Origin of the sequence: Kitasatospora sp. NPDC001261 (assembly GCF_042896795.1) — a bacterium.
Taxonomy (GTDB): Bacteria; Actinomycetota; Actinomycetes; order Streptomycetales; family Streptomycetaceae; genus Kitasatospora.
On sequence record NZ_JBIAXP010000049.1, the window covers coordinates 17,665 to 43,100 of the forward strand.

A 25,436-nucleotide genomic window follows, 5' to 3' on the forward strand; every position below is an offset into this window, starting at 1 on the left:
CCCCCACCCCTCCCCCACACGGCGGTGCCCCGGGCCTCCCCCAGGCCCGGGGCACCGCCGTCTCCCGCGCTACTTCTTCGGCGTCCACTGCGGGCTGGCGGCGACCGCCCGCAGCTCCGCCTCGGTCAGCAGCGGATCGCCCTTCGACACCAGCGTGACCAGGACCTCCACGCCGTCCGGCCGCATCGCGTCCACGACCTGCACCCCCTTCGGGACCTTGGCCGCCGCGCCGCGCGCCAGGAGCCTCGTCCCGTCCGGCAGGGTCTCCGCGCCCTGGTACGCCTCCGGCCCCGGCCGGTCGTCGGGGGCCTTCGCCCAGTTCTCGACCGTCAGCGTCAGGGTCCCGGTCCGCCCGCCCCCGGCCAGCTCGAAGTCCGCCCGCAGGTCCCGGCTCCTGCGGTCGGTCACCGTCACCCCGGCGGGCAGCAGCCCGGTCAGGACGGACTCGCGGTCCTGCAGCGACAGGCCCGGGTCGATCGCCTCGGTGTCGACGCCGTCGAACCTGAGGGCCGCGACGACCCGGTTCCAGGACGGGTCCGTGACGACGGCCTTCAGCTGGTCCGGCGTGAGCGGCGGGTTGGGCCGGCTGTCCGGCGCGTCCTTCTCCTGGGGCGAGTTCCACTCGCTGAGGCCGATCAGCCCGCCGTCCGGACGGGCCACCGAGGCGCGCCACTCCTTGGTGGTGGCCCGGTGGTCCGGGTACTCGTAGCCCTGGGTGAGCATGAGCTTCGACCCGTCCGGCAGCACGGTGACGGCGCAGGAGTCCAGCGAGGCGAGCTTGAGGTCCGTCGGGCAGGTCTGCGGCTGGACGTCCTTGGGGCGGTGCTTCTGGATGCTGAGGCCCATCAGCGACCGGCCCTGGCCGTCGTCGAGCACCAGGTTGGCGTCCGCGTACATCCCCTTGTTCTCGTCGGTTCCGTGCCCCTTCGCGTCGGACACCTGGCCCTTGGGCAGCAGGGCCTGGAAGGTGGCGACCACCTCGTCCCCGGTGATCACCACCGGGGCGGAGGACTTCACCGAGGTCGGGGTGGCCGAGGCGGTGGCGCCGTCGCCGCCGGCGGTGGCCGCCGGGGCGGAGGCCGCGCGCACCGTGCCCGCGTCCCTCGCCCCCGGGAAGCCCAGGTACACCGCGCCGGTGCCCACCAGGGCCAGCGCCGCCGCCCCGCCCACCACGGCGGCGGTCGAGCGGCGGCGCCAGCGGCCGCGGCCGCGCCGGTAGCCGCCCGCGGCCAGGTCGGCCCGGCCGGGGCGGAAGCCTTCGCCCGTACGGGTGAGGGCGTAGAGAAGATCGTCCTCGAACTTGTCCGGTTCGGACATGGGTGTTCACCGTCTCCTTGCGTCGCGGGTGGTGGTGGGAAGTGCCGGGCGGTCCGGCGGCTGGCCTCAGCGGGCGGCGAGCTCGGCCAGCGAGTCGCCGAGCAGGGCGCGCAGCCGGGCCAGGGCCCGGGTGGTGCGGGTACGGACGGCCCCGGAGGAGACCCGCATGGCCTCGGCGGTCTCCTCGACGCTGCGGTCCTCCCAGTAGCGCAGCACCAGGACCACGCGGTCCTTGGGCGGCATCCGGCCGAGCGCGTCGAGGAGGGTCAGCCGCAGCGTGCGGTCGGCGTCCTGCCCCTCCGGCTCCGGCAGGGCGTCGCTGGGGCGCTCGCCGCTGGAACGGCGGCGCTGCTGGGCGAGGAAGGTGCGCACCATCACGGTGTGGGTGTAGGCCGCCGGGTTGTCGATCCGACCGCGGCCGGTGAAGGCGCTGCGCCGCCACAGCACGTACATCCGGCTGAGGGCCTCCTGCACGAGGTCCTCGGCGTAGTGGGTGTCGCCGCTGGTGAGCAGGCAGGCCGAGCGGTACAGGTGGCCGGTCCGGCCGGAGACGAGTTCCAGGAACTCCGCGTCCTTGGCCTCCCGGCCCGCCCCGATCCACCCCATGCGCCCTGCCCCCCGCGGTCCGCCGTCCCTGACACTTCATCGATGCGGCGGGCGGGCTGCGGTGTTACAGGGGTTCCGGCGGTTCTTCGACGCGCCGGCCCGGTCGGGCCCCGAGCGGGCGGGGGTCGGGCGTGAGTCGGGCGTCAGTCGGCGGACTTGCGCCGGTGGTCGCGCAGCACCGTGCCGCCGCCGATCAGCAGGGCGACCAGCAGCGCGCCGACGCCGAGGACGTACGTCGCGGTGCGGCCGTCCCGGTCGGCCTGGGTCTCGCCGAGACCCACCGGGCGCGGCACGATCGGCGCGGCGGCGAGCTGCACCGGGGCGTCCGGGGTGGGCGCGAAGGGCGCGTCGTCGGGGGCCTTGGTGACGGCCCTGACCGGGTCCACCACGCCCCAGCCGGTGAAGTTGTCCGGCTCGCGCTGGGTGCGCTGCGCGGTCTGCTCGATCCAGGCCCGCACCTGGGCCGCCTTCCAGTTCGGGTGGGCGCTCCACAGCAGCGCGGCGAGCCCGGAGACGTACGGGGCGGCGAAGCTGGTGCCGTTGTCCACGCACTGGCCGCTCCCGGGCACGGTGGACAGCATGTCGACACCGGGCGCGGCGACCTTCACGAAGCCGCCGTACTGGGAGAACGGCGCGCGCTCGTTGTTGCGGTCGGAGGCGCCGACGGCCAGCACGGTCGGGAAGGCGCCCGGGTAGGTGTCGCCCTCCTTGCCGTCGTTCCCGGTGGAGGCGACCACCACGATGTTCTTCGCCTCGGCGTAGTCGACGGCGGCCTTCAGCTCCTGGTACCCGCCGAAGCGGGCGTCGCCCGCGCCGCGCACGTCCTGGGAGATGTTGACGACCTTGACGCCGGGCTGGTCGGCCGCCTTCCTGATCGCCGTGACCAGGGTGGAGACGTCGCCGTTGCCGTCGCTGTCGTTCTGCCGGATCGAGAAGATCCTGGCGTCGGGGGCCAGTCCGACGAAACCGGTGGTCTTCCTGGGACCGGCCGCGATGATCCCGGCCACCTTGGTGCCGTGGCCGACCGGGTCCTCGATGGACTTGCCCGGGATCGCCTCCTTGGTCTCCCGGTTGACCAGCAGGTTGGGGCCCTCGTCGACCTTTCCGCTCAGCTGCGGGTTGTTGACGTCCACCCCGGTGTCGATGACCGCGACCGTCACGCCCGCGCCGGTGGTCTTCCCGCCCTGCCACAGCTCGTCCAGCAGCAGGCGCTGCAGCGACCACGGCACGGTCGGCACGTCGGGCGCCGGCTTGGGGCAGTCGCCGGCCGCGGCCAGTCCGGGCCCGCCCTCGGCGTACGCCGGGGCGGCGAGCGGGCCGCCCAGCACCGCGAGCGCGGCGAGCGCCGCGGCCGCCTTCCGGTACCCGTGTCGGGACACCCTGCCACCCCTCATGTCGTCCACCCGTGTCGCGCGTCGGGGGCGGGTGCCCGGAATCCGGGTACCCGCCCCCTGCTGTTCCCTACGGAACCCGAACGTCAGCCCCAGAGCTTGGCGTTGGCGTCCTCGGTCGTCCGGTAGCTCTGCGCGGCCTGGTCCAGCGAGGTCGCGATCTGCGTGCAGGTCTTCTGCAGGTCGGCGGCGCGGGCGTCCCACTGGGCCTGGTGGGCCTGGTAGCCCTCCTGGGCCGCACCCTGCCAGCTGGAGGCGATGCGGGTGACGTTGCCCTTGAGGTCGTTCAGCAGGTGGTCGATGCGGCTCGCCGAGGCCTTGACCTCCTCGGACGCGTGGTGAACGGTCTCGAAGTTGACGAGAATGTGGTCGGACACGTTGTCTCCCTAGACGAGGGTGCGGAGCGCCACGCGGTCAGTGGCGGGCGCTCCGCGGAGCGGTGGATCGGGACAGAACGGCGGTCGGCGCGGGTGCGACGATCAACGCGGAAGCGGTGATCAGCCCTGGGCCGAGGAGAACATCGCCTTCTGCTCCTCTTCGGTGCTCGCGTAGTGCTTGGTGGTCAGCTCGATCGCGTGCTTGATCGCGGTCAGCGACTCCTTCAGCTTCGCGATGTCCTCGTTGACCCGGTTCTGCAGGGTCGTGTAGGCGCTCGCGGCCTGGCCCTGCCAGCCGCCGGTGATGCCGGAGACCGTGCTGATCAGCTTGGTCCGCTCGGCCTCGATCTTGCCGATGGCCTCTTCGATCTGCTTGGCGAACGCCAGCATCTCCTGCGCCGTCATCGTGAACTGACCCTGAGCCATGCTCCACCGTCCCCCATGAGACAACATTTTGCGTGCACGGAGGGCCCGCGAGGGGCCCCCACCGTGCCATCACCCGTGTGATGTCCAGCAGCACTGTAGTCGGCACACGCAGCTCGCCCAACACCGAGCACAGAGTAGTTACCAGACCATGACACTGCGGCCAATTCGGTTGCCGCGCTTGGCCGGTCAGGCGTTCTGCGGCTGGGCGGCGCTCTTCGCGGTCAGCGGCGGACCGGCCGGAACCAGGTTCGACCACTCCTTCGGCACCGGCAGCGGCTGGACCCCCTGGTAGCCCAACCGGGCCTGGTTGCCGCCCGGTTCCTCCTGCTGGCCGGGCTCCTGGGACGGCGCCCCGGGGGCCGGCGTGGCCGTCGGCTGCGGCGTCGGCTGCTTCGGCGGGGCGCTCTGGCCCGGCTGCGGCGAGGCCGTGGGACGCTGGCCGCCGTCACCGTTGGACGGGACGGAGTAGCGCAACCCGGTCTCGGTGATCAGGAAGTCGGTCCCGGAGCCGGCCGCCGCGTGGTCCAGCGAGCGGTAGAACAGCCCGTGACCGGGGGTCACGTAGGCGGCCCCGGCGCCGTTGTTGTACGGCGCGGGGTACGTCGTCCCGGCCCAGACGCTGCGCTTGGCGGTGGCCCCGTCCGCGGCGACACCGTCGTAGGTGCTGCACACGACCATCCGGGCGTCCTGGCGGTCCTGCCAGTTGTTCACCGGCGCACCGGTCTTCAGCGGCCAGTCCGGCGCGGTGCCCTTCAGCGCGACGTCGCCGCCCCACTGGGCGTTGTCGGCCGGGATCATCTCGTCGCTGCGCGGCTTCTTGTCCTGGTCGTACTTGTAGAGCATCTGGTACGCCGGGTTCTGCCGGATCAGCTCCGCCTGGAACGGGGTGACCAGGAACAGCTGCTCCTTGCCGACCACGTAGTGGCGGTCCTGGTAGTGCACCAGCCGGCCGACCCGGCGGTCGGCCTGGTTGCCCAGCTCCACCTTGGAGTTGGCGCCCTGACTGTCGGCCACGCCCTCGACCTGCGGGAAGGTGATCGGGGTGGCGGTCACCAGGGTGTCCAGCCAGTCCCGCTTGACCCGCTGCGGCACCGCGTTGGGCCCGAACACCGCGGTGATCAGCGCCTTGCGCTCCTTGTCGTCCGACTGCGGGGTGCCGATCTCGTGCTTGCGGCCCTGCGCGTCGACCAGGAACACCGCCGCACCCGAGGCGGCCGGCTGACCCGCCGCCGGCGCGGCCGAGATCTGCTGCTCGTCGGCCTGCTGCACCAGCATCAGCTGGTCCGGGCCGAGCATCCGGTCCTTGGCCGCCAGCGCCGCCGCGTCCGCCCCGGCCGCCACGAACACCGCCTGGTTGACGGTCTCCTGCTTGTCATCCGAACCCGGGCGGTCGCACACCGCCCACTTCATCGGCTTGTTCGCGTTGTCCGTGGTCGGCAGCTTGTCCGGCGCGTACGGGATGCCGATCGTCGGCCCGTGGTTGGGGTAGCGGTCGAGCACCCCGTCGTCCACCACCACGACCTTGGCGCCCGCGGGCAGCACCAGCCGCGCCGAGGACATGTTGAGGACCTGGTGCAGCCGCTTGGTCTTGTTGTCCTGGTCGGTGAGCACCACGTACCGGGTCGTCGACTGCTTGCCCTGGATGATGTTCTTGCCGTCGTCCCACTTCACCGGCGCACTCGGCTTGAAGACCCCCCAGAGCCCGAAGCCGGCCACCACCACCGCCCCGGCCAGCACACTCGGCAGCACCGCCTTCACCGGACGCGGCGCGTCCTCGTCGCTGCCGCCGCCGGCGGGCAGCAGGAAGGCGCCCACCGTGCGCTTGCGGGCGAAGGTGTACGCGTTCAGCTCGTCCCGGCGCGATGCCATACCTCGTCGTCCCCCTAGTCAGACGTTGTCGGGCGTTGTCAGACCGACCTGCCCCGTGGTCACCCGCCGGGCACGAACCGGCGCGAACCCTCTACGATGCGGCAGCAGACGGTGAGTACGGTACGGGTACGGTCCGCGACACAGCCAGCCGGGCCGCGAGAACGGATCAGAGAGGGCCACCGGGGGATGCCAAGCCAGACCGCTCCAGGACGCCGCCGCAGTGCGGGCGGCGGGAGGGCGCGCCGGGCCGGCCGGGCGCAGCACAGCACGCCGACGGCCGAGACCGGGACGGGGACAGGACCGGGGACGGGGCCCGACCGGCCGCAGTCGACCGGCACCGGGGGCGGCGGCGCCGTCCAGGTCCGGATCAACCCCCGACCGGGGCTGCTCGGCGGGCGGTTGAAGCTCCAGCAGCTCGTCCTGGTCGAGGTCGCGGCGGCCCTGGTCGCCGTCGGCTGGACGATCAGCCGGACGGTCGCGGCCGGCTTCGGCGCCGTCGCGCTGGTGCTGCTCGTGCTCGCCCTCCTCCCGGTGCGCGGCCGCACCGTCCCGGACCTGCTGCGGGTCCGCGCCGCCCTCAAGTCCCGCCGCAGGCAGGCCCGGACGCTGCTGCCGCCGGCCGGCACCGACCCGGCGCTGGCGCCCGCGCTGGAGCTCGAACCGGGGCTGCGCACCTGCACCCACGCCACCGAGGCCGAGTTCGGCGGCCGCCCGGTCCGCCGGGAGACCGGCATGGTCGGCGACGGGACCTTCCTCACCTCGGTCCTGCTCGTCCAGGCCAAGGACCAGCCGCTGCGCCCGGTGCGCACCGCGCTGCCGCTGCCGCTGGACGTGGTCTGCTCGGCGCTCACGGTGGACGACATCACCCTGGAGTCGGTGCAGCTGGTCCAGCACACCCAGCCCGCCCCCGCCCAGCACCTGCCCGAGCAGTCGCTGGCCGCCCGCGCCTACCGCGAGCTGCCGGACGGCACCTCCACCCCCGGACTGCGGCTGACCTGGGTCGCGCTCAAGCTCGACCCGGAGCGCGCGGCGACCGCCGTCCGGGCCCGCGGCGGCGGCGAGGAGGGCGCCCGCAAGGCGCTGCAGCGGGTCACCGACCAGCTGGCCGGCCGGCTCAACAGCGCGGGCTTCAACGCGACCGTGCTGGACGAGCGCGAGCTGATCGCCGCGCTGGCCATCGCCACCTGCGCCAACCCGATCGCGGTGGCCGGCCGCCAGGGCACCGGCAGCGGCGGCGGCACCACCCGCCGCACCCAGGAGGGCAACCGGTTCTGGCGGATCGACGACCGCTGGCACACCACGTACTGGATCTCCCGCTGGCCGCAGCTCAGCCGCCCCGGCGGCGCCCCCGGCCGGATCGCCGCGCCGGACCTGGTCAACCTGATCACCGGCTCGCCGGCCCTCGCCAGCACCTTCAGCCTGACCGCCGGGCACGGCACCGGCGGCTCGGTGACGGTCAGCGGGCACCTGCGGGTGACCGGGCGCAACGAGAGCGAGGTCGGCCAGGTCGGCCGCCAGGTGGAGACCCGGGCCCAGAGCACCGGGCTCGGCCTCGTCCGGCTCGACCTGGAGCAGGCCCCCGGCATGCTCGCCACCCTGCCGCTCGGAGGGGCTTCCTGATGGCGTACCAGACCTACCCCACCGTCGGCCCGCAGCCCGGGGCCGAGCAGCGCCGGACCAGGCCGCGGATCCTGCCCGGCTTCGGACTGCGCGGCCCGCGCCGGGAGAAGCACGTCCTGGAGGCGGCCGACCTCGCGGCGCTGGCCTTTCCGGTCGGCGACGACGGCGTGGTCATCGGCGTCGACCCGCAGGGACTGCCCGCCGTGCTCGGCCTGTTCCGCCCCACCTCGTACGACCTGGTGCTCGTCGGCGGCATGTGGACCGCGCAGGTCATCGCGCTGCGGGCGGCCGCGATCGGCGCCCGGGTCGCGGTGGAGACCGCCCGCGGACAGCTGTGGGGCCCGTTGGCCCAGGCCGCCGGCGGCGGCCAGCCCTGCGTGACGGTCCACCAGGTCGGCCGGCTCGGCCCGCAGGGCGCCTCGGTGGCCTCGCCGGTCCTGGTGGTGCGCGACCTCGGCGCCCGCCCGCCGCGCAGCCGGCTCTCCGCCGCGCCCTGGCAGACCACCCTGACCCTGCTGCCCTACCTGGGCCCGAACGCCTCCCGGGTGCTGAACGCGGCCGACCTGGTCGGCGTGCAGCGGATCTCGCCGCAGGAGGCGGAACTGACCGGCCGGGTGCTCTCGCTGCCCCCGGAGGACGTGGCCGCCCTGCCCACCCTCGGCGACGACCTCACCCTGTGGGCGACCCGGATGCGGCGCCAGTACGTACGGGCCGTGGCCGGGCAGGCCGAACAACAGGTGCTCGGCGGGCCGCGCCGGATGGACTGAGCAGCGGCTCGCCGCACCGGGCGGGCCGTCGGGGAACCGAAGCCGCCTTCAACGGGGGTTGCCGTACGGCCTAGTCTTTGATGCGGCAACGGCACCGCTGAACAAGCGGCGGCGAACACGAGGGAGCCAGAAAAGTGAGCAGCGATCGGGACGGCGTCTACGTCGGCGACAACGCGGCGGAGGACGACGACGACTGGTCGGACGCGCCTGACTACACTCCCCCGTCCTGGTACGTGCAGACGGAGCCCGCTTCGGCTCCGGCCGCTGGGGCTCCGGCCGCTTCGGCTCCGGCCGCGGGGGCTCCGGCTGCCGGGGCTCCGGCCTCGGCCGACGCCCCGGTGCCCGCCGCCGCTGCTCTGGCGCAAGCCCAGCAGGCCCCGGCGCAGCAGGCCGCTCCGGAGCAGCGGCAGGCCCAGGCTCCGGTGCCCGGCCAGGCCGCCGCCCCGGCGGCGGAGGCCGCGCCGGCCGCCGTCCCGGCCCCGACGCCCGCTGCCACGCCCACGCCCACGCCCGCCGCGCCGGTCCCGCCGGTGCAGGCCGAGGCGCAGCACGTCCCGTTCCCGGCGGCCGCCCCGGCTCCGCCGGTCGCCGAGCAGCCGCAGGCCGGTGCCCCGGCCTGGCCGACGCCGGAGGCCGCGGCGCAGCAGCCCGCGCCGCAGCCGTACCCGGCGCCCGCCCCTGCTCCCGCGCCCGTCGCGCCCGCGCAGCCGCAGAACTTCGCGCAGCCGCCGGTCCAGCAGGCCCCGCCGCAGCACCCCCAGGACCCATCGGCTTCCTGGGACCCGCAGGCCGCGTGGGCGGCCCAGCAGGCTCAGCAAGTCCAGCAGCCGCAGCAGCCGCTGCCGCTGCCGCCCCAGCACGCCGCCGCCCCGCAGCCCCCCGGCCCGGTGCCCCAGCCCGGCCCGGTGGACCCGCGCCAGGGCGGCTGGCCGCAGCCCGCCGCGTACCAGCAGCCGGTCCCGCCCCAGCCCGGCCCGCAGGCCCAGCCCGGCCCGCCGCTGCCGGGGCAGCCGCTGCCCGGCCAGCCGTGGCAGCAGCAGCCGCAGGCCCCGCAGCCCAGCGCGTTCCAGCAGGCCGCCGCCCCGCAGCAGACCGCGCACGGCGCGCCGCTGGGCTACACCGCCGCCGTCGAGCTGTCCTCGGACCGGCTGCTGCGCAGCCAGCCCAAGCAGCAGCGCCAGCAGCCGCGCTTCCAGTTCGGCGGCAAGGCCGCGGCGGCCGAGAAGGCCCGCAAGCTGGAGATCATCCGCACCCCGGTGCTGAGCTGCTACCGGATCGCCGTGATCAGCCTCAAGGGCGGCGTCGGCAAGACCACGACCACCACCGCGCTCGGCGCGACCCTGGCCAGCGAGCGCCAGGACAAGGTGATCGCGATCGACGCCAACCCGGACGCCGGCACCCTGGGCCGCCGGGTGAAGCGCCAGACCGGCGCGACCATCCGCGACCTGGTGACGGCCATCCCGCACCTGCGCAGCTACATGGACATCCGTCAGTTCACCTCGCAGGACCTGAACTCGGGCCTGGAGATCCTGGCGAACGACGTCGACCCGGCGGTCTCGACCACCTTCAACGACTCGGACTACCGCCAGGTGATCGACGTGCTGGGCCGCCAGTACCCGATCATCCTGACCGACTCCGGCACCGGCCTGCTGTACAGCGCGATGCGCGGGGTGCTGGACCTGGCCGACCAGCTGATCATCGTCTCCACCCCCAGCGTGGACGGCGCCTCCAGCGCCTCGACCACCCTGGACTGGCTCTCCGCGCACGGCTACGCGGACCTGGTCCAGCGCAGCATCACGGTGGTCTCCGGGGTGCGCGAGACCAGCAAGATGATCAAGGTCGAGGACATCGTCGCGCACTTCCAGACCCGCTGCCGCGGCGTGATCGTGGTGCCGTTCGACGAGAGCCTGGCGGCCGGCGCCGAGGTCAACCTCGACATGATGCGGCCCAAGGTCCGGGAGGCCTACTTCGAGCTGGCCACCCTGGTCGGCGAGGACATCATCCGGGCCCACCAGGCCGCCGCCGCCCAGCAGGCCGGCTGGCAGCAGCAGGCCCAGGCCGGCTACCCGCAGCCGGGCGGCCCCCAGCCGTACGCCGACCCGCAGCAGCAGGCCCAGCCGTACCCGCAGCAGGCCGGCCAGCCCGCCCCCGGGGCGCCGTGGGCCCCGCAGCCCGGCCAGGCCCCGCCGCCCCCGCCCGGGTACGGCTACCCGCAGCAGCCCGCCCCCGGGGCGCCCTGGCCGCAGCAGCCGGGGCCGGGCTACGGCTACCCGCCGCCCCCGCCCCAGCAGTGACAGCGACGGAAGGGGCCCACCGACACCAGGTCGGTGGGCCCCTTCCGTCGTTCTGCGACGCCTCGGACGCCGTCGCTCGGACGCTGTCGCTCAGATGCCGTCGGTCAGCTCGCGGGCCCGCTTGACGTCGTCCGCCATCCGGTCCAGCAGCGCGTCGATGGAGTCGAACTTCTCCATCCCGCGCAGGTAGGCCAGGAAGTCCACGGCCACGTGCAGCCCGTACAGGTCCAGGCCGACCCGGTCGATGGCGTAGGCCTCCACGGTGCGGGTGGTGCCGTCGAAGGTCGGGTTGGTGCCGACCGAGATCGCCGCCGGCATCCGCTCGCCGTCGGCGGTCAGCCAGCCCGCGTACACGCCGTCCGCCGGGATCGCGCTGTGCGGCACGGTGTCGACATTGGCGGTCGGGTAGCCCAGGTCGCGGCCGCGCTGCGCGCCGCGCACCACCACGCCCTCCACCCGGTGCGGACGGCCCAGCACCTCGTTGGCGCCGGCCATGTCCCCGGTCTCCACCAGCCGGCGGGTCAGGCTGGAGGAGAACGGCTCGCCGTCCCCGGCCGTGCCGCACACCTGGAGGTCGACCACCTCGACCTCGAAGTCGTCCGCCCGGCCCAGTTCGCCGAGCAGCTCGACGTTCCCGGCCGCCCGGTGCCCGAAGCGGAAGTTGGGGCCCTCGATGACGACCCGCGCGTGCAGCGCGTCCACCAGTACCTGCCGGACGAAGGTCTCCGGGGACTCCTGGGAGAACTCGGTGGTGAACGGCAGCACCAGCACCGCGTCCACGCCCAGCTCCGCGATCAGCTCGGCACGGCGCGGGTGCGGCGCGAGCAGCGGCGGGTGGCTGCCCGGGCGGATGACCTCGCGCGGGTGCGGGTCGAAGGTCACCACGACCGCCGGGACGCCCAGTTCGCGGGCCCGCTCGACCGCCCGCCCGATGATCAGCTGATGTCCTCGGTGCACCCCGTCGAACGAGCCGATGGTGACGACGCTGCGTCCCCAGTCCCCGGGGATCTCCTCCAGGCCACGCCAGCGCTGCACCTGACCGCTCCTTGTTCCGTACGGCGCGTACCCTCTGTACGCTCAAACGCTCAAAACCCGAACCCCTATAGCGTGCCATGCGCCTGCCCCGGCTCAGGCACCGGAATACGGGTTGAGCCCGCCGAGGGCCCCGCGGCCCGCCCGGAGACGGCCCGCTCGGCCTCCGCGGCGGCGTACTGCGGGTCCCGTCCGGCCGCCGCCAGGGCCCGCATCCGGGCCAGCCGGGGGCCGTCCGGGGCGGTCGGCGCGGCCCCGGACGGCCACCGGGCGAGCAGCCGGGCGAAGGCCGCCGACCGCCCGGCGCAGCGCACCAGCAGCTCGTCCGCGCCCGGCAGCCCGGTGCCGGCCCGGGCCAGCACCGCCCGGGCCCGGGCCGGGTTCTCGGCCGCGCAGTGCTCGGCGAGCCGCTCCACGGCGACGGTCAGCACCGCCGGGTCGGTCTCGGCGGCGAGCAGGGTGTCCAGCAGCTCGCAGCGCAGCGCGTCCGCCGCCGGGTCGGCCACCGGGACGGACAGCACCTCGGCGAACGGCCGCCGGACGGCCGCGCTGCGGGCCGCCAGCGCGGCGCCGATCAGCACCCGCAGCTCCAGCCGGTCGGCCGGGCCGGCGGCGGCGCGCGCCAGCCGGCGGCCGAGGTAGTCGACGGCGACCGGGCCGGCCAGCCCCGGGTTCCCGCGCAGCAGCCCGGCGGCCAGCTCGGCGCCCCGCCGCACGGCCGCCGGGGCGGTGGCGTCGGCGAGCACCCGCAGCGTCTCGGCGGGCGCCGCGCCGGGGGCGGCCGAGCACTCGGCGAAGGCCGCCAGGACGGGTTCCGGGTCGCTCTCCAGGGCCGGGGCGAGCGCCCGCGGGGTGAGGAAGGCGTCGCCGCCGGCCCGCAGCAGGGCGAGCGCGGCCGGCAGGTGCTCGGCCCGGGTCGCCGGATCGCCGACCAGCAGCGCCAGCGCGGCCCCGTGCAGACCGGGCTCGTCCTCGCGGGCGAGCAGGGTCAGCGCGGTGTACCGCAGCAGCTCGACGCCGGCCCCGGAGGCGTACGGGGCGGTCCGCAGCGCGTGCACGGCCGCCGCGACGTGCCGTTCGGGCCGCCGGTCGTGGCTCCAGCGGTCCACCGCGCGGCAGAGCGCGGACGGCTCCTCGGCGGCGAGCACGGTGAGCAGCGCGTCCGCCCGCGGGTGCGCGGCGGCGGCCAGCGCGTCGGCCAACTCGTCCAGGGCGAGCCGCCGGTGGGCGTACAGCAGGTCGTGGGCGAGGTCGGCGACGGTGCGCCCCGGGCGGCCCGGCAGGCCGCGCGGGTCCTCGAACCAGGCGCAGAGCAGCGGGAACACCCCGACCGGGTCGGCGCGCAGCCGCTGGGCCACCACGGCGAGGAAGCGCTGCCCGGGGCCGTCGGCGGCCACCAGGCTGCGCAGCAGGGCGAGTTCGGCCTCGACGGGCAGGCCGATGCCGGTCCAGAAGGCCGGCCCGAAACGGCCGAGCCCGGCCGCCGGGAGCGCCACTGCGCCCGTCCCGCCCGCCCGTTCGGCGATCCGGGCCGCCATCTGGTCGAGCAGCGCCCGGTGTTCGGCCGGGTCCGGGCCGACGGCCAGGCCCTCGGCGAGCAACCGGGCCGCCCACCAGGCGGGTTCGCTGCCCGGCGGGCGCAGGTCCAGGGCGCGCCAGATCCGGTGCAGCCACGGGTCCAGGGCGCCGGCGCCCCAGGTCTCGGCCACCCGGCGCAGTGCGGCGGCGACCGGGCCGATCCGGTGCCGGGGGACGGCGTCCGCCCCGGCGGCCGTCTCCGCCGCCGGGTGGCCGCCGGGCTCCGCCGGCTCGTCGGCGGGCCACGGCGGGGTGTCCTCGGCCTCGCCGAGCAGCAGCCGCAGCGCCGCGTCCAGGTCCAGGTGCCGGCCCTGCAGCCAGTCCGCGAACTCCCCGTGCGCGAAGCGAAACCCGGGCCCGGCCGGGACGAACAGGCCCTCGGCGAGCACCGCCGTGGCCCAGCCGCCCTCGACCGGGAACAGCTCCTCGAAGACGGCCCGGTCCAGCCCGCCGCCCGACCGGCCGCCGAGCATCCGCCGGGCCGCCTCGTGCACCCGCCCGGCCACCGCCGCCGCGAGCCGGCGCACCCGCCGGTGCCGCGGCCCGGCCGGCCGCACCGCGCCCCGGCGGTGGGCGCCCGGGCGGCGCGGCCGGCCGTCCTCGGCCAGCCGCTGGGCCACCCGCAGGCAGCGCAGGTCCAGGAAGGCGTCGAACAGCTCGCCGCGGCGCACCGGCCCGTCGCGCAGCCCCTGGGCCCACAGCTCCCCGGCCAACCGGACGGCCAGCGGGTGCCCGCCGTCCCCGGCGGCGGCCGGGTGGCCCGGCGGCAGCCCGTACCGGCGGCGCACCCGCTCGGCCGCCTCGGGGGGCAGCGGGCCGAGCCGCTGCCCGGCCAGGCTCGGCCCGTCCGGGCCGCGGCCGTCCATCCGTACGGTGGGGGCGCTGCCCAGGTCGCCGTCCGGGTGCGGTTCGGCGGTACGGCGGGGGCCGGGCGTGCCGCTCCCCCAGGTCTCGGCCGCGAGCCGCTCCCAGAGCTCCTCGCCGCAGGCGGTGACCAGCCGGGCGCCGCAGCCGGTCAGCCACTGGCCGGCGCCGCGCAGCCAGCGCGCGTCCACCGCCAGCGGGGCCTCCTCGGGGCCGTCCAGGACCACCAGCAGGGGCCGGCCCGCCGCCGCGCACAGCGCCGCCACCGGCTCCGGCGCGGGCGCCGGGGTGCCGAGTCCGGCCGCGGCGGCGGCCAGCACCCGCTCCAGCGGCTCGGCGAGCGAGCGGTCCCCGGCCCGCAGGTCGGCGCCGCGCAGCCAGAGGGTGGGCAGCGGGTGGGCGCCGCCGTGCCGGCGGGCGGCCAGCGCGGCCAGTTCGGTGGTGCGTCCGCTGCCGGGGGCGCCGACCAGCGCGGTGACGGTCGCGGCCGGCTCGTCCCCGGCGAGGCCGTCCGGCCGGTCCACCCGGTCGGCGGCCAGGTCGGCCACCCGGGCCGGCCCGGCACCGGCGGCCGTCACCTGGACGGCGGTCAGCCGCAGCACCCCGGCCAGGTTCAGCGCCGGGCCGTAGCCGGGCACCGCCGCCGCGTTGCTCGCCAGCAGCCCGGCCAGCACCCCGGCGGCCGCCGTCCCGTCCGCGGGGCCCGCTCCCACCGCCACGGCCGGCAGCGCCCCGCCGTGCCGGGGGTCGCGCAGGGCGGGCGCGGCCAGCGCGACCACCGCCCCGCTGCGGGCGTCCAGCACCGGCGAGCCGGCCGGCACCGCGACCCCGCCGACCACCGGCACGTCCAGCAGCAGCACCCCGCCCAGCCGGTGCCCGCCGTACGCCGCGCCGGTGACCCCGAGCAGCCCGCAGCGCAGCGCGACCACCCGGCCGTCCTCCCCCGCCAGCGCGGGCAGCAGCACCTCGTGCCCGGCCGCGACGGCGGCCAGCGGCAGCGGCGGCACCGGCAGCCCGCCGACCGCCTCGGTGCGCAGCAGGGCGAGCCCGTGCCCGGGCAGCGGCAGCACGGCGTCCGGGCCGAGCACCCTGGTCTGCCCGCCGGGGGTGTGCAGGACGACCCGGTCCAGTCCGGCCACGCTCTCGTGCGCCGTCAGCACGCCCCCCTGCGGGTCGGCGACGAACCCTAAGCCGTGCAGCCGCCCGTTGAGGTCGCGGATCCGCAGCAGGTACCGCCCCGGATCGCCCTCCAGAAACCCCGGCATCCCATTGCCCCCTCGACCGTCGCTCGCCCGCCGCCCGGAGCCTGCCCGCGCGGGAGGCGGTCCGACCGCGCCCGCGCCGCTCACCACGGGCGTTCACTCCGCGCGCTCCCTCGTGCGGGTGAAAGGGGGTCCGGGAACGGGAAAGCCCCCGTCGGGACGATTCCCGACGGGGGCTCCGAACAGCGGGGGCGTCAGCCGACGAAGACCGCGACCGGCTTCGCCTGCCCGCCCTTCTCCTCGACCAGCGCGAGGAAGCGCCCGTCCGGCCCGAACACCGCGATCGGCCCGTCCACGCCCATCCCGGGCGCCTTCAGCCGGGCGCCGTGCGACAGCTTCTCCGCCGAGGCCTCGTCCAGGTCCCAGCGCGGGAAGGCGGCCGCCGCGGCCTCGCCGATCGGCAGCACCTCGAGACCCTTGGCGGACTCGCCGGTGACGTCGGCCTCCAGCTGCTCCAGGGTGCGCGCCGACTCCACCCCGTACGGCCCGACCCTGGTGCGCCGCAGCGCGGTCAGGTGCCCGCCGACGCCCAGCCCGGCGCCCAGGTCCCGGGCCAGCGCCCGGATGTAGGTGCCGGAGGAGCACTCGACGGTGACGTCCAGGTCGATCACCGGCGTGCCGTCCTCGGCGACCGCCGCGCGCTGCCCGTGCACGGTGAAGGAGTGGATCGTGGTCGGCCGGGCCGCGAGCTCGAACTCCTCGCCCTCGCGCACCCGCGCGTACGAGCGCTTGCCGTCGATCTTGATCGCGCTGACCTTGGACGGCACCTGCATGATCTCGCCGGTGAGCGCCGCGATCCCGGCGTCGATCGCCTCCCGGGTGACGGCGTCGGCCGGGGCCGAGGCGGTGACCTCGCCCTCGCGGTCGTCGGTGACGGTGGTCTGGCCGAGCCGGATGGTCGCCTCGTAGGTCTTGGCGGTGAGCATCAGGTGGCCGAGCAGCCGGGTGGCCCGCTCGACGCCGATCACCAGGACGCCGGTGGCCATCGGGTCCAGGGTGCCGGCGTGCCCGACCTTCCGGGTCCCGGCCAGCCACCGCAGCTTGGCGACGACCCCGTGCGACGTGATGCCCTCAGGCTTGTCGACGATCACCAGGCCGTCCGGGCCGGTGCCTTTGCGCTTCATCGGGTTCTTTCTCTCAACAACAACAGCAGAGATGATCAACGTACCGGTCGCAGGGCGCCCCGGAACCGCTCGACCACCGCGGCCACGTCCTGCCGGACGCTGAATCCGGCCGCGAAGACGTGCCCCCCGCCGCCCAGTTCGGCACAGGCCGCGGCGACGTCCACCGCGCCCTTGGAACGCGAGGAGCCGCGCAGCGTGCCGTCCGGGTCCTGCTTGAGCACCAGCGCCACCTCGGCCTCGGCCGGGCGGCGCAGGATGTCGATCAGCCCCTCGATCTCCTCGACCGTGACGCTGAACAGCGCGAGGTCCTGGTAGGGCACCCAGGTCCACACCAGGCCCAGCCCGTCCGCCGCCTCCGGCTCGTAGACGGCCCGGTCGAGCGCGCCCGCGAGCACCTTGAGGTAGCCGAAGGAGGAGGTGTCCCACAGCTGCCGGGCGATCAGGTCGTGCCGGATGCCGGTGGCCAGCAGCCGGGCGGCCAGCTCGTGGGTGGCGGGCGTGGTGGCCCGGTACTTGAACGAACCGGTGTCGGTGGCGACACCGGTGTAGAGGCAGGTGGCCAGCTCCTGGTCCAGCTCCACGCCGAGCCGGCGCAGCAGTTCGTCGACCAGCACGGCGGTGGCCGGCGCGGTCGGGTCGATCAGCTGGTGGGTGCCGAAGCCCGGGTTGGAGGCGTGGTGGTCGAGCACCACCAGGACGGGCGCGGCGAAGGCCTTGGCGTGCAGCAGGCCGAGCCTGCTCTCCGCGGCCACGTCGAAGCAGAGCACCAGTTCCGGCACGTCCGGCACCTCGACGGCCGGCACGATCAGCTCCTGGCCGGGCAGGAAGGCCAGCGACTCGGGCACGACCTGCGGGTCGTCGCCGAAGGAGACCCGCACCTGCTTGCCGAGCGCCCGCAGCGCCAGCGCCGCCGCCAGCGAGGAGCCCAGCGCGTCGCCGTCCGGGCAGATGTGGCAGATCAGGTCGATCGAACGGGCCCGCCCGATCTCCGCCACCACCTGCTGCCAGAGCAGCTCGAACCCGCTCTCCTCGGCGCGCGGGCCCGGAAGCGCCACGAGGGCACCCTCCACCGTGCTGGTGGAGGACGCCCCCGTGGTCGATCCGGCTCGCGAGGCGGCCTGCGCCGGCTCACCCGCCATGACTACTCGTCCTCGTCGTCACGCTCGGCCGCCGGAACCCGGTACGGGTCCGCCTCGCCGGCGTAGCTCGCCCCCGCGGCCCGGGTGCGCACGGCGGCGTCCGAGTTGCGGGCCCGGTCGAGCAGGTCGTCGATGTTCCGGGCGTTGTCCGGCAGCGCGTCCGCGACGAAGGTCAGCGTCGGGGTGAAGCGCACCCCGATCTTGCCGACCTCGGAGCGGATCACGCCCTTGGCGCTCTCCAGCGCGGCCGCGGTGGCCTCGCGCTCGGTCTCGTCACCGAAGACGGTGTAGAAGACGGTGGCCTCGCGCAGGTCCCCGGTCACCCGGGTGTCGGTGATGGTCACGAACCCCAGTCGGGGGTCCTTGATCCGCCGCTCCAGGGTCTGGGCGACGACCACCTGGATGCGGTCGGCGAGCTTGCGCGCCCTAGCGGTGTCGGTCACGTTGCCTCCTCGTGCAATGGGCCCGGTACCCGGGAGAACTGCGCACCCGTCGGGGCCCACGCCCCAAAGTACCGGCCCGCGCCCGGCCTTGCGGGCGCTCTCGGTCCTGATCCGTGTGAGAACGGCGACTTCCGTCGGCCGGCTCCACGGTCCTCATTCGTCGTCGTCGTTGTGGTACCGCCTCCTCGCGGAGAGGAGCTGTACCTCGGGGCGGCCGGCGACCAACCGCTCACAGCTGTCCAGGACCTCGGTGACGTACCCGGCTTCGCCGGAGACCACCGCGAGGCCGATCTCGGCCCGGCGGTGCAGGTCCTGGTTCCCGGTCTCGGCAGCGCACACGCTGTACTTGCGCTGCAGTTCGGCCACGATGGGCCGCACGATCGAACGCTTCTCCTTGAGCGAGTGGACGTCGCCCAGCAGCAGGTCGAAGGTGAGTGTTCCCACGAACATGTATGACAGGTCTCGCCGACCTGGAAGGCCTCGGGGAGCAGCCCGGAAACGGGCTGGCGCCACTGTGTGACTACCCCGGACCCTACACAGCGAGACCGGGGCCGGTCGACGGAAATACCACCCGTCGACCGGCCCCGGCTGACACCGACTAGGCGCGCGGCTTCTCGCGCATCTCGTAGGTCTCGATGATGTCCTCGACCTTGATGTCGTTGAACGACCCCAGGGTGACACCGGCCTCGAAGCCCTCGCGGACCTCGGTCGCGTCGTCCTTGAAGCGGCGCAGACCCTCGATGGTGAGGCTCTCCGCCACGACCTTGCCGTCGCGGATGAGGCGGGCCTTGGCGTTGCGGCGGATGATGCCGTCGCGGACCAGGACACCGGCGATGTTGCCGAACTTGGAGGAGCGGAAGACCTCGCGGATCTCCGCGGCGCCGAGGCGCACCTCCTCGTACTCCGGCTTGAGCATGCCCTTGAGGGCGTTCTCGATCTCCTCGATCGCCTGGTAGATGACCGAGTAGTACCGGACGTCCACGCCTTCCTTGTCGGCCGCGGCGCGCGCACGGCCTTCGGCGCGCACGTTGAAGCCGATGATGATGGCGTCCGAGCCCATCGCCAGGTCCACGTCGGACTCGGTGATGGCACCCACACCGCGGTGCAGGACCCGGAGCTCGACCTCCTCGCCCACGTCCAGCTTGACGAGGGCGTCCTCGAGGGCCTCGACCGAACCGGAGACGTCACCCTTGATGATGAGGTTGAGCTGCTCGATGGAGCCGGCGGCGATGGCCTTGTCCAGGTCCTCCAGGGACACCCGGACCCGACGCTGCGCGAAGGCGGCGTTGCGGTCGCGGGCCGAGCGCTTCTCGGCGATCTGACGGGCGGTGCGGTCCTCGTCGACGACGATGAAGCTGTCGCCGGCGCGGGGCACCGAGGTCAGACCGAGCAGCAGCACCGGACGGGACGGGCCCGCCTCGGCGAGGTTGTTGCCGTTCTCGTCCAGCATGGCGCGGACGCGGCCGTAGGCGTCGCCCACGACGATCGAGTCACCGACGCGGAGGGTACCGCGCTGGACCAGGACGGTCGCCATGGCGCCGCGGCCCTTGTCCAGGTGGGCTTCGATCGCAATACCCTGCGCGTCCTGCTCGGGGTTGGCCCGCAGGTCCAGCGAGGCGTCCGCGGTCAGGACCACGGCCTCCAGCAGCTGGTCGATGTTCAGGCCCTGGCGCGCGGAGATGTCGACGAACATGGTGTCGCCGCCGTACTCCTCGGCCACCAGGCCGAACTCGGTCAGCTGACCGCGGACCTTGGTCGGGTCGGCGCCCTCGACGTCGATCTTGTTGACGGCGACCACGATCGGCACACCCGCGGCCTTGGCGTGGTTCAGCGCCTCGACCGTCTGCGGCATGACACCGTCGTTGGCCGCGACCACCAGGATCGCGATGTCGGTGGACTTGGCACCACGGGCACGCATGGCGGAGAACGCCTCGTGACCCGGGGTGTCGAGGAAGGTGATCGGGCGCTCTTCGCCGTTCACCATCGTCGCCACCTGGTAGGCACCGATGTGCTGGGTGATGCCACCGGCCTCGCCGGCCACCACGTTGGACTTGCGGATCGCGTCCAGCAGGCGGGTCTTACCGTGGTCGACGTGACCCATGACGGTGACGACCGGCGGACGCGGGGCCAGCTGGTCCTCGTCGCCCTCGTTGGCACCGAAGTCGATGTCGAACGACTCCAGCAGCTCGCGGTCCTCGTCGTCCCGGCTGACGATCTCCAGCTGGAAGCCCATCTCGCCGGCCAGCAGCTCGAGGGTCGCGTCGGAGACCGACTGGGTCGCGGTGACCATCTCACCGAGGTTGAACATGACGGAGACGAGCGCGGCCGGGTTGGCGTTGATCTTCTCCGCGAAGTCCATCAGCGAGGCGCCGCTCGACAGGCGAACGGTCTGGCCGTTGCCGCGAGGCAGCATCACACCGCCGACGGACGGGGCCTGCATGGCCTCGTACTCCTGGCGCTTCGCCCGCTTCGACTTGCGACCGCGAGCCGGGCGACCGCCCGGGCCACGACCGAAGGCACCCTGCGTGCCACCACGGGCACCCGGGCCACCGGGACGACCGCCGAAGCCGCCGGGACGGGGGCCGAAGCCGCCGCCACCACCGGGGGCGCCGCCACCCGGACGCGGACCGCCGAAGCCGCCGCCACCGGCCGGACGCGAGCCCGGACCGGCCGGACGACCCTGGAAGCCGGGACGGGCACCGCCGGCGCCGCCCGGACCACCCGGACGGCCACCGGGGCCACCGGGACCACGGCCACCGGGGCCCGGACGCGGGCCGGCCGGACGCTGCGGCATCATGCCCGGGTTCGGGCGCGGCATGCCGGACGGGGACGGCGCGCCGGGGCGCGGACCGGCCGGACGCGGCATGCCGTCGGGACGCGGAGCGCCACCGGGACGGGGGGCACCGGCACCCGGGGCACCGGCGGGACGCGGACGGTCGCCACCGGGACGCGGCGCACCGGCACCCGGGGCACCGGCGGGACGCGGACGGTCGCCGCCCGGACGCGGACGGTCGCCACCCTGGGCACCACCCGGACGCGGAGCACCGCCCTGACCACCCTGACGGCGGTCGCCGGGGCGGCCCATGCCGGTGGCGCTACCCGAGGTGAACGGGTTGTTGCCCGGACGCGGACCGGCCGGACGCGGGCCCGGACGGGCACCGCCGGAGGCCTGGCCGCCACTCGGGCGCGGGGCCTGGGCGGCGGGACGCGGGGCCTCGGCCGGAGCCGGCGAGGAGAACTCGGCCGCGGGCGCGGCCGGAGCCGCCGGAGCGGCGGGACGCGCGGCCGGACGCGGGCCCGGAGTCGGAGTCGGAGCGCCCGGCTTCGGGGCACCCGCTCCGGCCGCGGGGGCCGCAGGGGCGGCAGCCGGCGCGGAAGGCGCGGCGGCAGCCGGGGTCGGACGGGGACCAGGGGTCGCGCTGGGGCGCGGACCCGGGGTCGGAGCGCCCGGCTTCGGGGCACCCGAGCCGGCCGCGGGGGAGGGCGCCGCGGGCTTCCGCGGGCCCGGCTTGGCAGCGGAACCACCACCGGTGGGGGCCACACCAAGCGCGTCAGTCAACTTGCGTACGACCGGCGCCTCGATCGTCGAGGACGCCGAACGGACGAACTCGCCGAGCTCGGTGAGCTTGGCCATGACGGCCTTGCTCTCCAAGCCAAGCTCCTTGGCGAGTTCATAAACCCGGACCTTAGCCACTTCACTCCTGTCTATGAGTCCGGGGGTCTCGTCCGCCGGACTGTCGCTACTTCATGGGCGTACCCATCGCGTACTCATCGCGTACTCATCGAGAGCTCATCGCAATCTCGACCTACTTCCACATCGCGAGGTACCTGACTGGTGGCACGGCGCGCGGCTGCCCGAGCGCTGTGCTTGTTGCGGTGGTTCTCCGCCGCGCGAGCGGCGAGTGTCGCGGGAGGCCGCCCGGCTAGGGGGCTCCGCCCACCAGCTCCCCGATGAACCCGCGGAGCCGCTCGGTGTCGAGCGCGCCCTGGAGCCGGAAGGCCCGGGGGAACGCCCGACGGCGGACCGCGAGGTCGAGGCAGGCCGGATCGGGGTGCAGGTGAGCTCCCCGGCCCGGGAGTGCGCCGCGGGGATCAGGGACGCACTCGCCCTCGACCGCCGTGACACGCAACAGCTGGTGCTTGGCCGCTCGCTTGCGGCAGCCCACGCAGGTGCGTTCCGGGCGTGCTCGGACATGCGTCCGGCCAGACGAAGGCAAGTCTACCCCTCCGAAGCGACATGGCGCCGCCCCGCCGATCCCGGAGGACCGGCAGGGGCGCACACGACAACGATGATTACCGGGCCTGCGATTCCTCGGCGGGGACCTCGGTGTCCGGCCGGATGTCGATCCGCCACCCGGTCAGGCGCGCGGCCAGGCGGGCGTTCTGCCCCTCCTTGCCGATCGCCAGCGACAGCTGGTAGTCCGGCACGATCACCCGGGCGGAACGCTGGGCGGCGTCCACGATCTCCACGCTGGTCACCCGTGCGGGCGACAGGGCGGCGGCCACCATCTCCCGGGGGTCCTCGGACCAGTCGACGATGTCGATCTTCTCGCCGTGCAGCTCGCCCATCACGGCGCGAACCCGGGAGCCCATCGGGCCGATGCAGGCGCCCTTGGCGTTCAGGCCCTGGCGGCGCGACCAGACCGCGATCTTGGTCCGGTGGCCGGCCTCACGGGCGATCGCCGCGATCTCCACGCTGCCGTCCGCGATCTCCGGGACCTCCAGCGCGAACAGCTTCTTCACCAGGCTGGGGTGGGTGCGCGACAGCGTCACCGAAGCCCCGCGCACGCCGCGGCGCACGGCCACCACGTAGCACTTCAGGCGGGTGCCGTGCCGGTAGTCCTCGCCCGGGACCTGCTCCTGCGGCGGCAGGATGGCCTCCAGCTTGCCGATGTCGACCAGCACGTTCTTCGGGTCGTTGCCCTGCTGGACGACACCGGTGACGATGTCGCCCTCCTTGCCCGCGTACTCGCCGAAGGTCTGGTCGTCCGCGGCGTCGCGCAGACGCTGCATCATCACCTGGATGCCGATGCTGGACGCGATCCGGCCGAAGCCGCTCGGGGTGTCGTCGAACTCCTTCGGCTCGACGCCCTCGTCCAGCTCCGCCGGGTCCTCCATCGCCCACACGGTGACGTGGCCGCTCTTGCGGTCCAGGTTCACCCGGGCCCGCCGGCGCGAGCCCTCGGTGCGGTGGTACGCGGTGAGGAGGGCGGACTCGATGGACTCGACCAGCAGGTCGAAGGGGATGTTCTTCTCGTTGACCAGCGTGCGCAGGGCACTCATGTCGATGTCCACGGCTACGCCTCCTCGTCTTTCGTCACGTTCGTCATGGTCGTACGGCACCGGGGGTTCACTCGGCGCCGTCCTCCCCCTCGTCGAAGTCCGCGGCCTCGTCCAGGAGCTCGTCGTCCTTGCGGTTGAACTCGACCTGGACGCGCGCCCGGGCCACCTCCGCGTACGCCAGACGGCGCTCCTTCGGACGGCCGCGTCCCTTCACCGGCTGCACCTCGACCAGTGCGCCGTCCTCGTCGGCCTCCAGCACCCGGGCGACGATCTCCCCGCCGTCCTCCAGGTGGATCTTGGCCAGCCGACCCTCGGCGCGCTGCCAGTGCCGGGGCAGGACCAGCGGACGCTCCGCACCCGGCGAGCCGACCTCCAGCAGGTACGCGTCGTCCCCCATCAGGTCCGACTCGTCCAGGGCCTCACCGACCACCCGGCTGAACTCGGCGATGGCGTCCATGTCCACGCCGCCGTCGGTGTCGACGTCGATCTGCACCTGCCGACGGCTGCCCGCCCGGGTGACCCTGACGTCCTCCAGATCCAGTCCGGCCTGCTCGGCCAGCGGCTCCAGCAACGCTCGCAGCCGGTCGGTGTGGGTGGTGCTCATCCGGGTGGACTCCTCGGCCGCGTCTGCTGTTGTCAGAAGGTCGCCCCGCGCCCCCGGTGTGCCACACCGGGTCACGGCAGCTCGGCCCAAAGCCTATCCGGTCAAGCCCCCAACCACCGATTCCGGACCTCCGCCGACCACGCCCACGCCACCCACTGCGAGCAAGCTCACACCCGGCACGGCATCCCCGAACCGCACCCGGGAACGTGGGGATTCTGTAATCATTCACGCCAACGAGGGCAGGCGGGGAGGCCGTCCTCCCGTACCCGCCCGGAGTGATCCCGATGCAGCCGCCCAGCCGACGGACCTTCCTGGCCCTCGGACTGCTCACCACCCTCACCGCCTGCACCGCCGACCCCCACGGCGCCCACCCGGCCGGCCCCACCCCACCCCGCGACCTCGACACCCCGGCCCGCCTGCGCGCGATCGCCGACACCGACCTCCTGCTCGGCGCCTACGACAGCCTGCTCACCGCCCCGGGCGCCCAGACCGCCCTGCTCCAACCGCTGCGCGACGACACCGCCCGGCACCGCGCCGCCCTCGCCCAGGGCCTGCCGAGCGCGAGCCCCTCCCCCACCGGCACCCCGTCCCGCGCCCTCCCCACCCTCCCCGAGCTGGCCCTCATGGAGCACCGGACCGCCGAGTCCCACCTCCAGGGCCTCGACGAGGTCAGCCCGCCCCTCGCCCGCCTGCTCGCCTCCGTCTCCGCCGGCAACGCCCTGCACGCCGCGGCCCTCGGCGACCAGACCCCCGTCAAAACCCCCGACGGCACCACCACCGCCGGCAGCACCACCGAACGCGCCGCCGACGCCAACGCCGCTGTCCCCGCCCTCCAGGCCGCCCTCAGCGCCGAACACGCCGCCGTCTACGGCTACGGCGTGGTCGGCGCCCACCTCCCCGACGACCCCCAGCGCACCGCCGCCCGCACCACCCACGCCGCCCACCAGGCCCAACGCGACGCCTGGCAACGCCTCCTCACCTCCGTCACCGCCGCCCCCACCCCCGCCGCCGCCGGCTACCAGCTCCCCTTCCCCGTCACCTCCCCCACCGACGCCGCCAAACTCGCCGTCCACCTGGAAACCCGCCTGACCACCACCTACGCCGACCTGCTCCTCACCCTCCCCACCCCCTACCGCCCCTTCGCCGCCACCGCCCTCCGCGAAGCCACCCTCCGCGCCCACACCTGGGGCGCCCCCACCCCCGCCCTCCCGGGCATCCCCACCTGACACCCCCTTCTGGCACCCCCCTCTGACACCCCCCTCAGCGGGCGCGCCGGGCGAAAGCCCGCGCGCCCGCAACCACCCCCTTCAGCCCCACCCACCCGCACCCATCCGCCCCTCCCCCCGCGAGAGGGACGCGCTGCGGGAGGGGGTGGCGCAGGGGGTGGCCGCGGAGAGGGGCGTGACGGGTGATTTTCAGACTGCCAACGGTCTGAACGCC

General features: G+C 74.9%; 20 protein-coding genes. 4 read left to right on the forward strand and 16 right to left on the reverse strand.

The features are described 5' to 3' along the window. Positions 1–69: 69 nt before the first annotated feature. From ACFY4B_RS41160 to ACFY4B_RS41185, 6 genes are all read right to left on the reverse strand, one after another. A complete protein-coding gene (locus tag ACFY4B_RS41160; protein ID WP_387976647.1) occupies positions 70–1,317 on the reverse strand; it encodes a hypothetical protein in 1,248 nt (415 codons plus the stop codon). 66 nt (positions 1,318–1,383) lie between these two features. Beyond that, entirely contained in the window at positions 1,384–1,923 is a 540-nt protein-coding gene (locus ACFY4B_RS41165; RefSeq protein ID WP_049657360.1) for a SigE family RNA polymerase sigma factor, read from the reverse strand. 143 nt (positions 1,924–2,066) lie between these two features. Continuing rightward, a complete protein-coding gene (mycP, locus tag ACFY4B_RS41170) occupies positions 2,067–3,302 on the reverse strand; it encodes a type VII secretion-associated serine protease mycosin (RefSeq protein WP_387976651.1) in 1,236 nt (411 codons plus the stop codon). Positions 3,303–3,400: 98 nt separating this feature from the next. Next, positions 3,401–3,691: a WXG100 family type VII secretion target gene (locus tag ACFY4B_RS41175; RefSeq protein WP_049657362.1), complete on the reverse strand. Its 291-nt coding sequence runs from the start codon at positions 3,689–3,691 to the stop codon at positions 3,401–3,403. Between the two features lie 120 nt (positions 3,692–3,811). Beyond that, positions 3,812–4,117, reverse strand: a complete 306-nt coding sequence (locus ACFY4B_RS41180; RefSeq protein ID WP_063780319.1) for a WXG100 family type VII secretion target — start codon at positions 4,115–4,117, stop codon at positions 3,812–3,814. 186 nt (positions 4,118–4,303) lie between these two features. Continuing rightward, a complete protein-coding gene (locus ACFY4B_RS41185) occupies positions 4,304–5,986 on the reverse strand; it encodes a type VII secretion protein EccB (protein WP_387976654.1) in 1,683 nt (560 codons plus the stop codon). Between the two features lie 186 nt (positions 5,987–6,172). On the opposite strand from ACFY4B_RS41185, the gene eccE reads away from it, so the two are divergent. The 3 genes from eccE (at position 6,173) to ACFY4B_RS41200 (ending at position 10,667) form a co-directional block, all read left to right on the forward strand. After that, entirely contained in the window at positions 6,173–7,606 is a 1,434-nt protein-coding gene (gene eccE, locus ACFY4B_RS41190; protein ID WP_375877577.1) for a type VII secretion protein EccE, read from the forward strand. Then, entirely contained in the window at positions 7,606–8,373 is a 768-nt protein-coding gene (locus ACFY4B_RS41195; protein ID WP_049657368.1) for a hypothetical protein, read from the forward strand. The genes eccE and ACFY4B_RS41195 overlap by 1 nt, the downstream gene beginning before the upstream one ends. Positions 8,374–8,507: 134 nt before the next feature. After that, positions 8,508–10,667, forward strand: coding sequence for a MinD/ParA family protein (locus ACFY4B_RS41200; protein ID WP_387976658.1), 2,160 nt, complete (start codon positions 8,508–8,510; stop codon positions 10,665–10,667). Between the two features lie 90 nt (positions 10,668–10,757). On the opposite strand, the gene ACFY4B_RS41205 is transcribed toward ACFY4B_RS41200, so the two are convergent. The 10 genes from ACFY4B_RS41205 to rimP all read right to left on the reverse strand — a co-directional run bounded on the left by ACFY4B_RS41205 (position 10,758) and on the right by rimP (position 23,996). Continuing rightward, on the reverse strand, positions 10,758–11,702 hold the full coding sequence (locus ACFY4B_RS41205; protein ID WP_074006407.1) for a bifunctional riboflavin kinase/FAD synthetase: 945 nt from the start codon (positions 11,700–11,702) through the stop codon (positions 10,758–10,760). Positions 11,703–11,767: 65 nt separating this feature from the next. Next, complete coding sequence (locus tag ACFY4B_RS41210; protein WP_387976661.1) at positions 11,768–15,406, reverse strand: serine protease; 3,639 nt, start codon at positions 15,404–15,406, stop codon at positions 11,768–11,770. Between the two features lie 191 nt (positions 15,407–15,597). Continuing rightward, the gene (gene truB, locus ACFY4B_RS41215) at positions 15,598–16,527 is read right to left on the reverse strand and encodes a tRNA pseudouridine(55) synthase TruB (protein WP_074006405.1); all 930 of its coding nucleotides are present in this window, start codon (positions 16,525–16,527) and stop codon (positions 15,598–15,600) included. A gap of 35 nt (positions 16,528–16,562) precedes the next feature. Further along, entirely contained in the window at positions 16,563–17,666 is a 1,104-nt protein-coding gene (locus tag ACFY4B_RS41220; RefSeq protein WP_079272940.1) for a bifunctional oligoribonuclease/PAP phosphatase NrnA, read from the reverse strand. A gap of 2 nt (positions 17,667–17,668) precedes the next feature. Next, positions 17,669–18,109 (reverse strand): 30S ribosome-binding factor RbfA, encoded by a 441-nt coding sequence (rbfA, locus tag ACFY4B_RS41225; RefSeq protein ID WP_049658664.1) that lies wholly within the window; start codon positions 18,107–18,109, stop codon positions 17,669–17,671. A 153-nt stretch (positions 18,110–18,262) separates the two neighbouring features. Next, complete coding sequence (locus tag ACFY4B_RS41230) at positions 18,263–18,559, reverse strand: DUF503 domain-containing protein (RefSeq protein ID WP_030289887.1); 297 nt, start codon at positions 18,557–18,559, stop codon at positions 18,263–18,265. 148 nt (positions 18,560–18,707) lie between these two features. Then, the gene (gene infB / locus ACFY4B_RS41235; protein ID WP_387976664.1) at positions 18,708–21,803 is read right to left on the reverse strand and encodes a translation initiation factor IF-2; all 3,096 of its coding nucleotides are present in this window, start codon (positions 21,801–21,803) and stop codon (positions 18,708–18,710) included. A gap of 229 nt (positions 21,804–22,032) precedes the next feature. After that, positions 22,033–22,326 (reverse strand): YlxR family protein, encoded by a 294-nt coding sequence (locus ACFY4B_RS41240; RefSeq protein WP_074006403.1) that lies wholly within the window; start codon positions 22,324–22,326, stop codon positions 22,033–22,035. 76 nt (positions 22,327–22,402) lie between these two features. Beyond that, on the reverse strand, positions 22,403–23,404 hold the full coding sequence (gene nusA / locus ACFY4B_RS41245) for a transcription termination factor NusA (RefSeq protein WP_049659751.1): 1,002 nt from the start codon (positions 23,402–23,404) through the stop codon (positions 22,403–22,405). A 55-nt stretch (positions 23,405–23,459) separates the two neighbouring features. Beyond that, positions 23,460–23,996, reverse strand: a complete 537-nt coding sequence (rimP, locus tag ACFY4B_RS41250; protein ID WP_074006402.1) for a ribosome maturation factor RimP — start codon at positions 23,994–23,996, stop codon at positions 23,460–23,462. A 284-nt stretch (positions 23,997–24,280) separates the two neighbouring features. Here rimP and ACFY4B_RS41255 point away from each other — a divergent pair, with 284 nt between their 5' ends. Next, positions 24,281–25,222 (forward strand): ferritin-like domain-containing protein, encoded by a 942-nt coding sequence (locus ACFY4B_RS41255; protein WP_375877788.1) that lies wholly within the window; start codon positions 24,281–24,283, stop codon positions 25,220–25,222. Positions 25,223–25,436 lie beyond the last annotated feature (214 nt).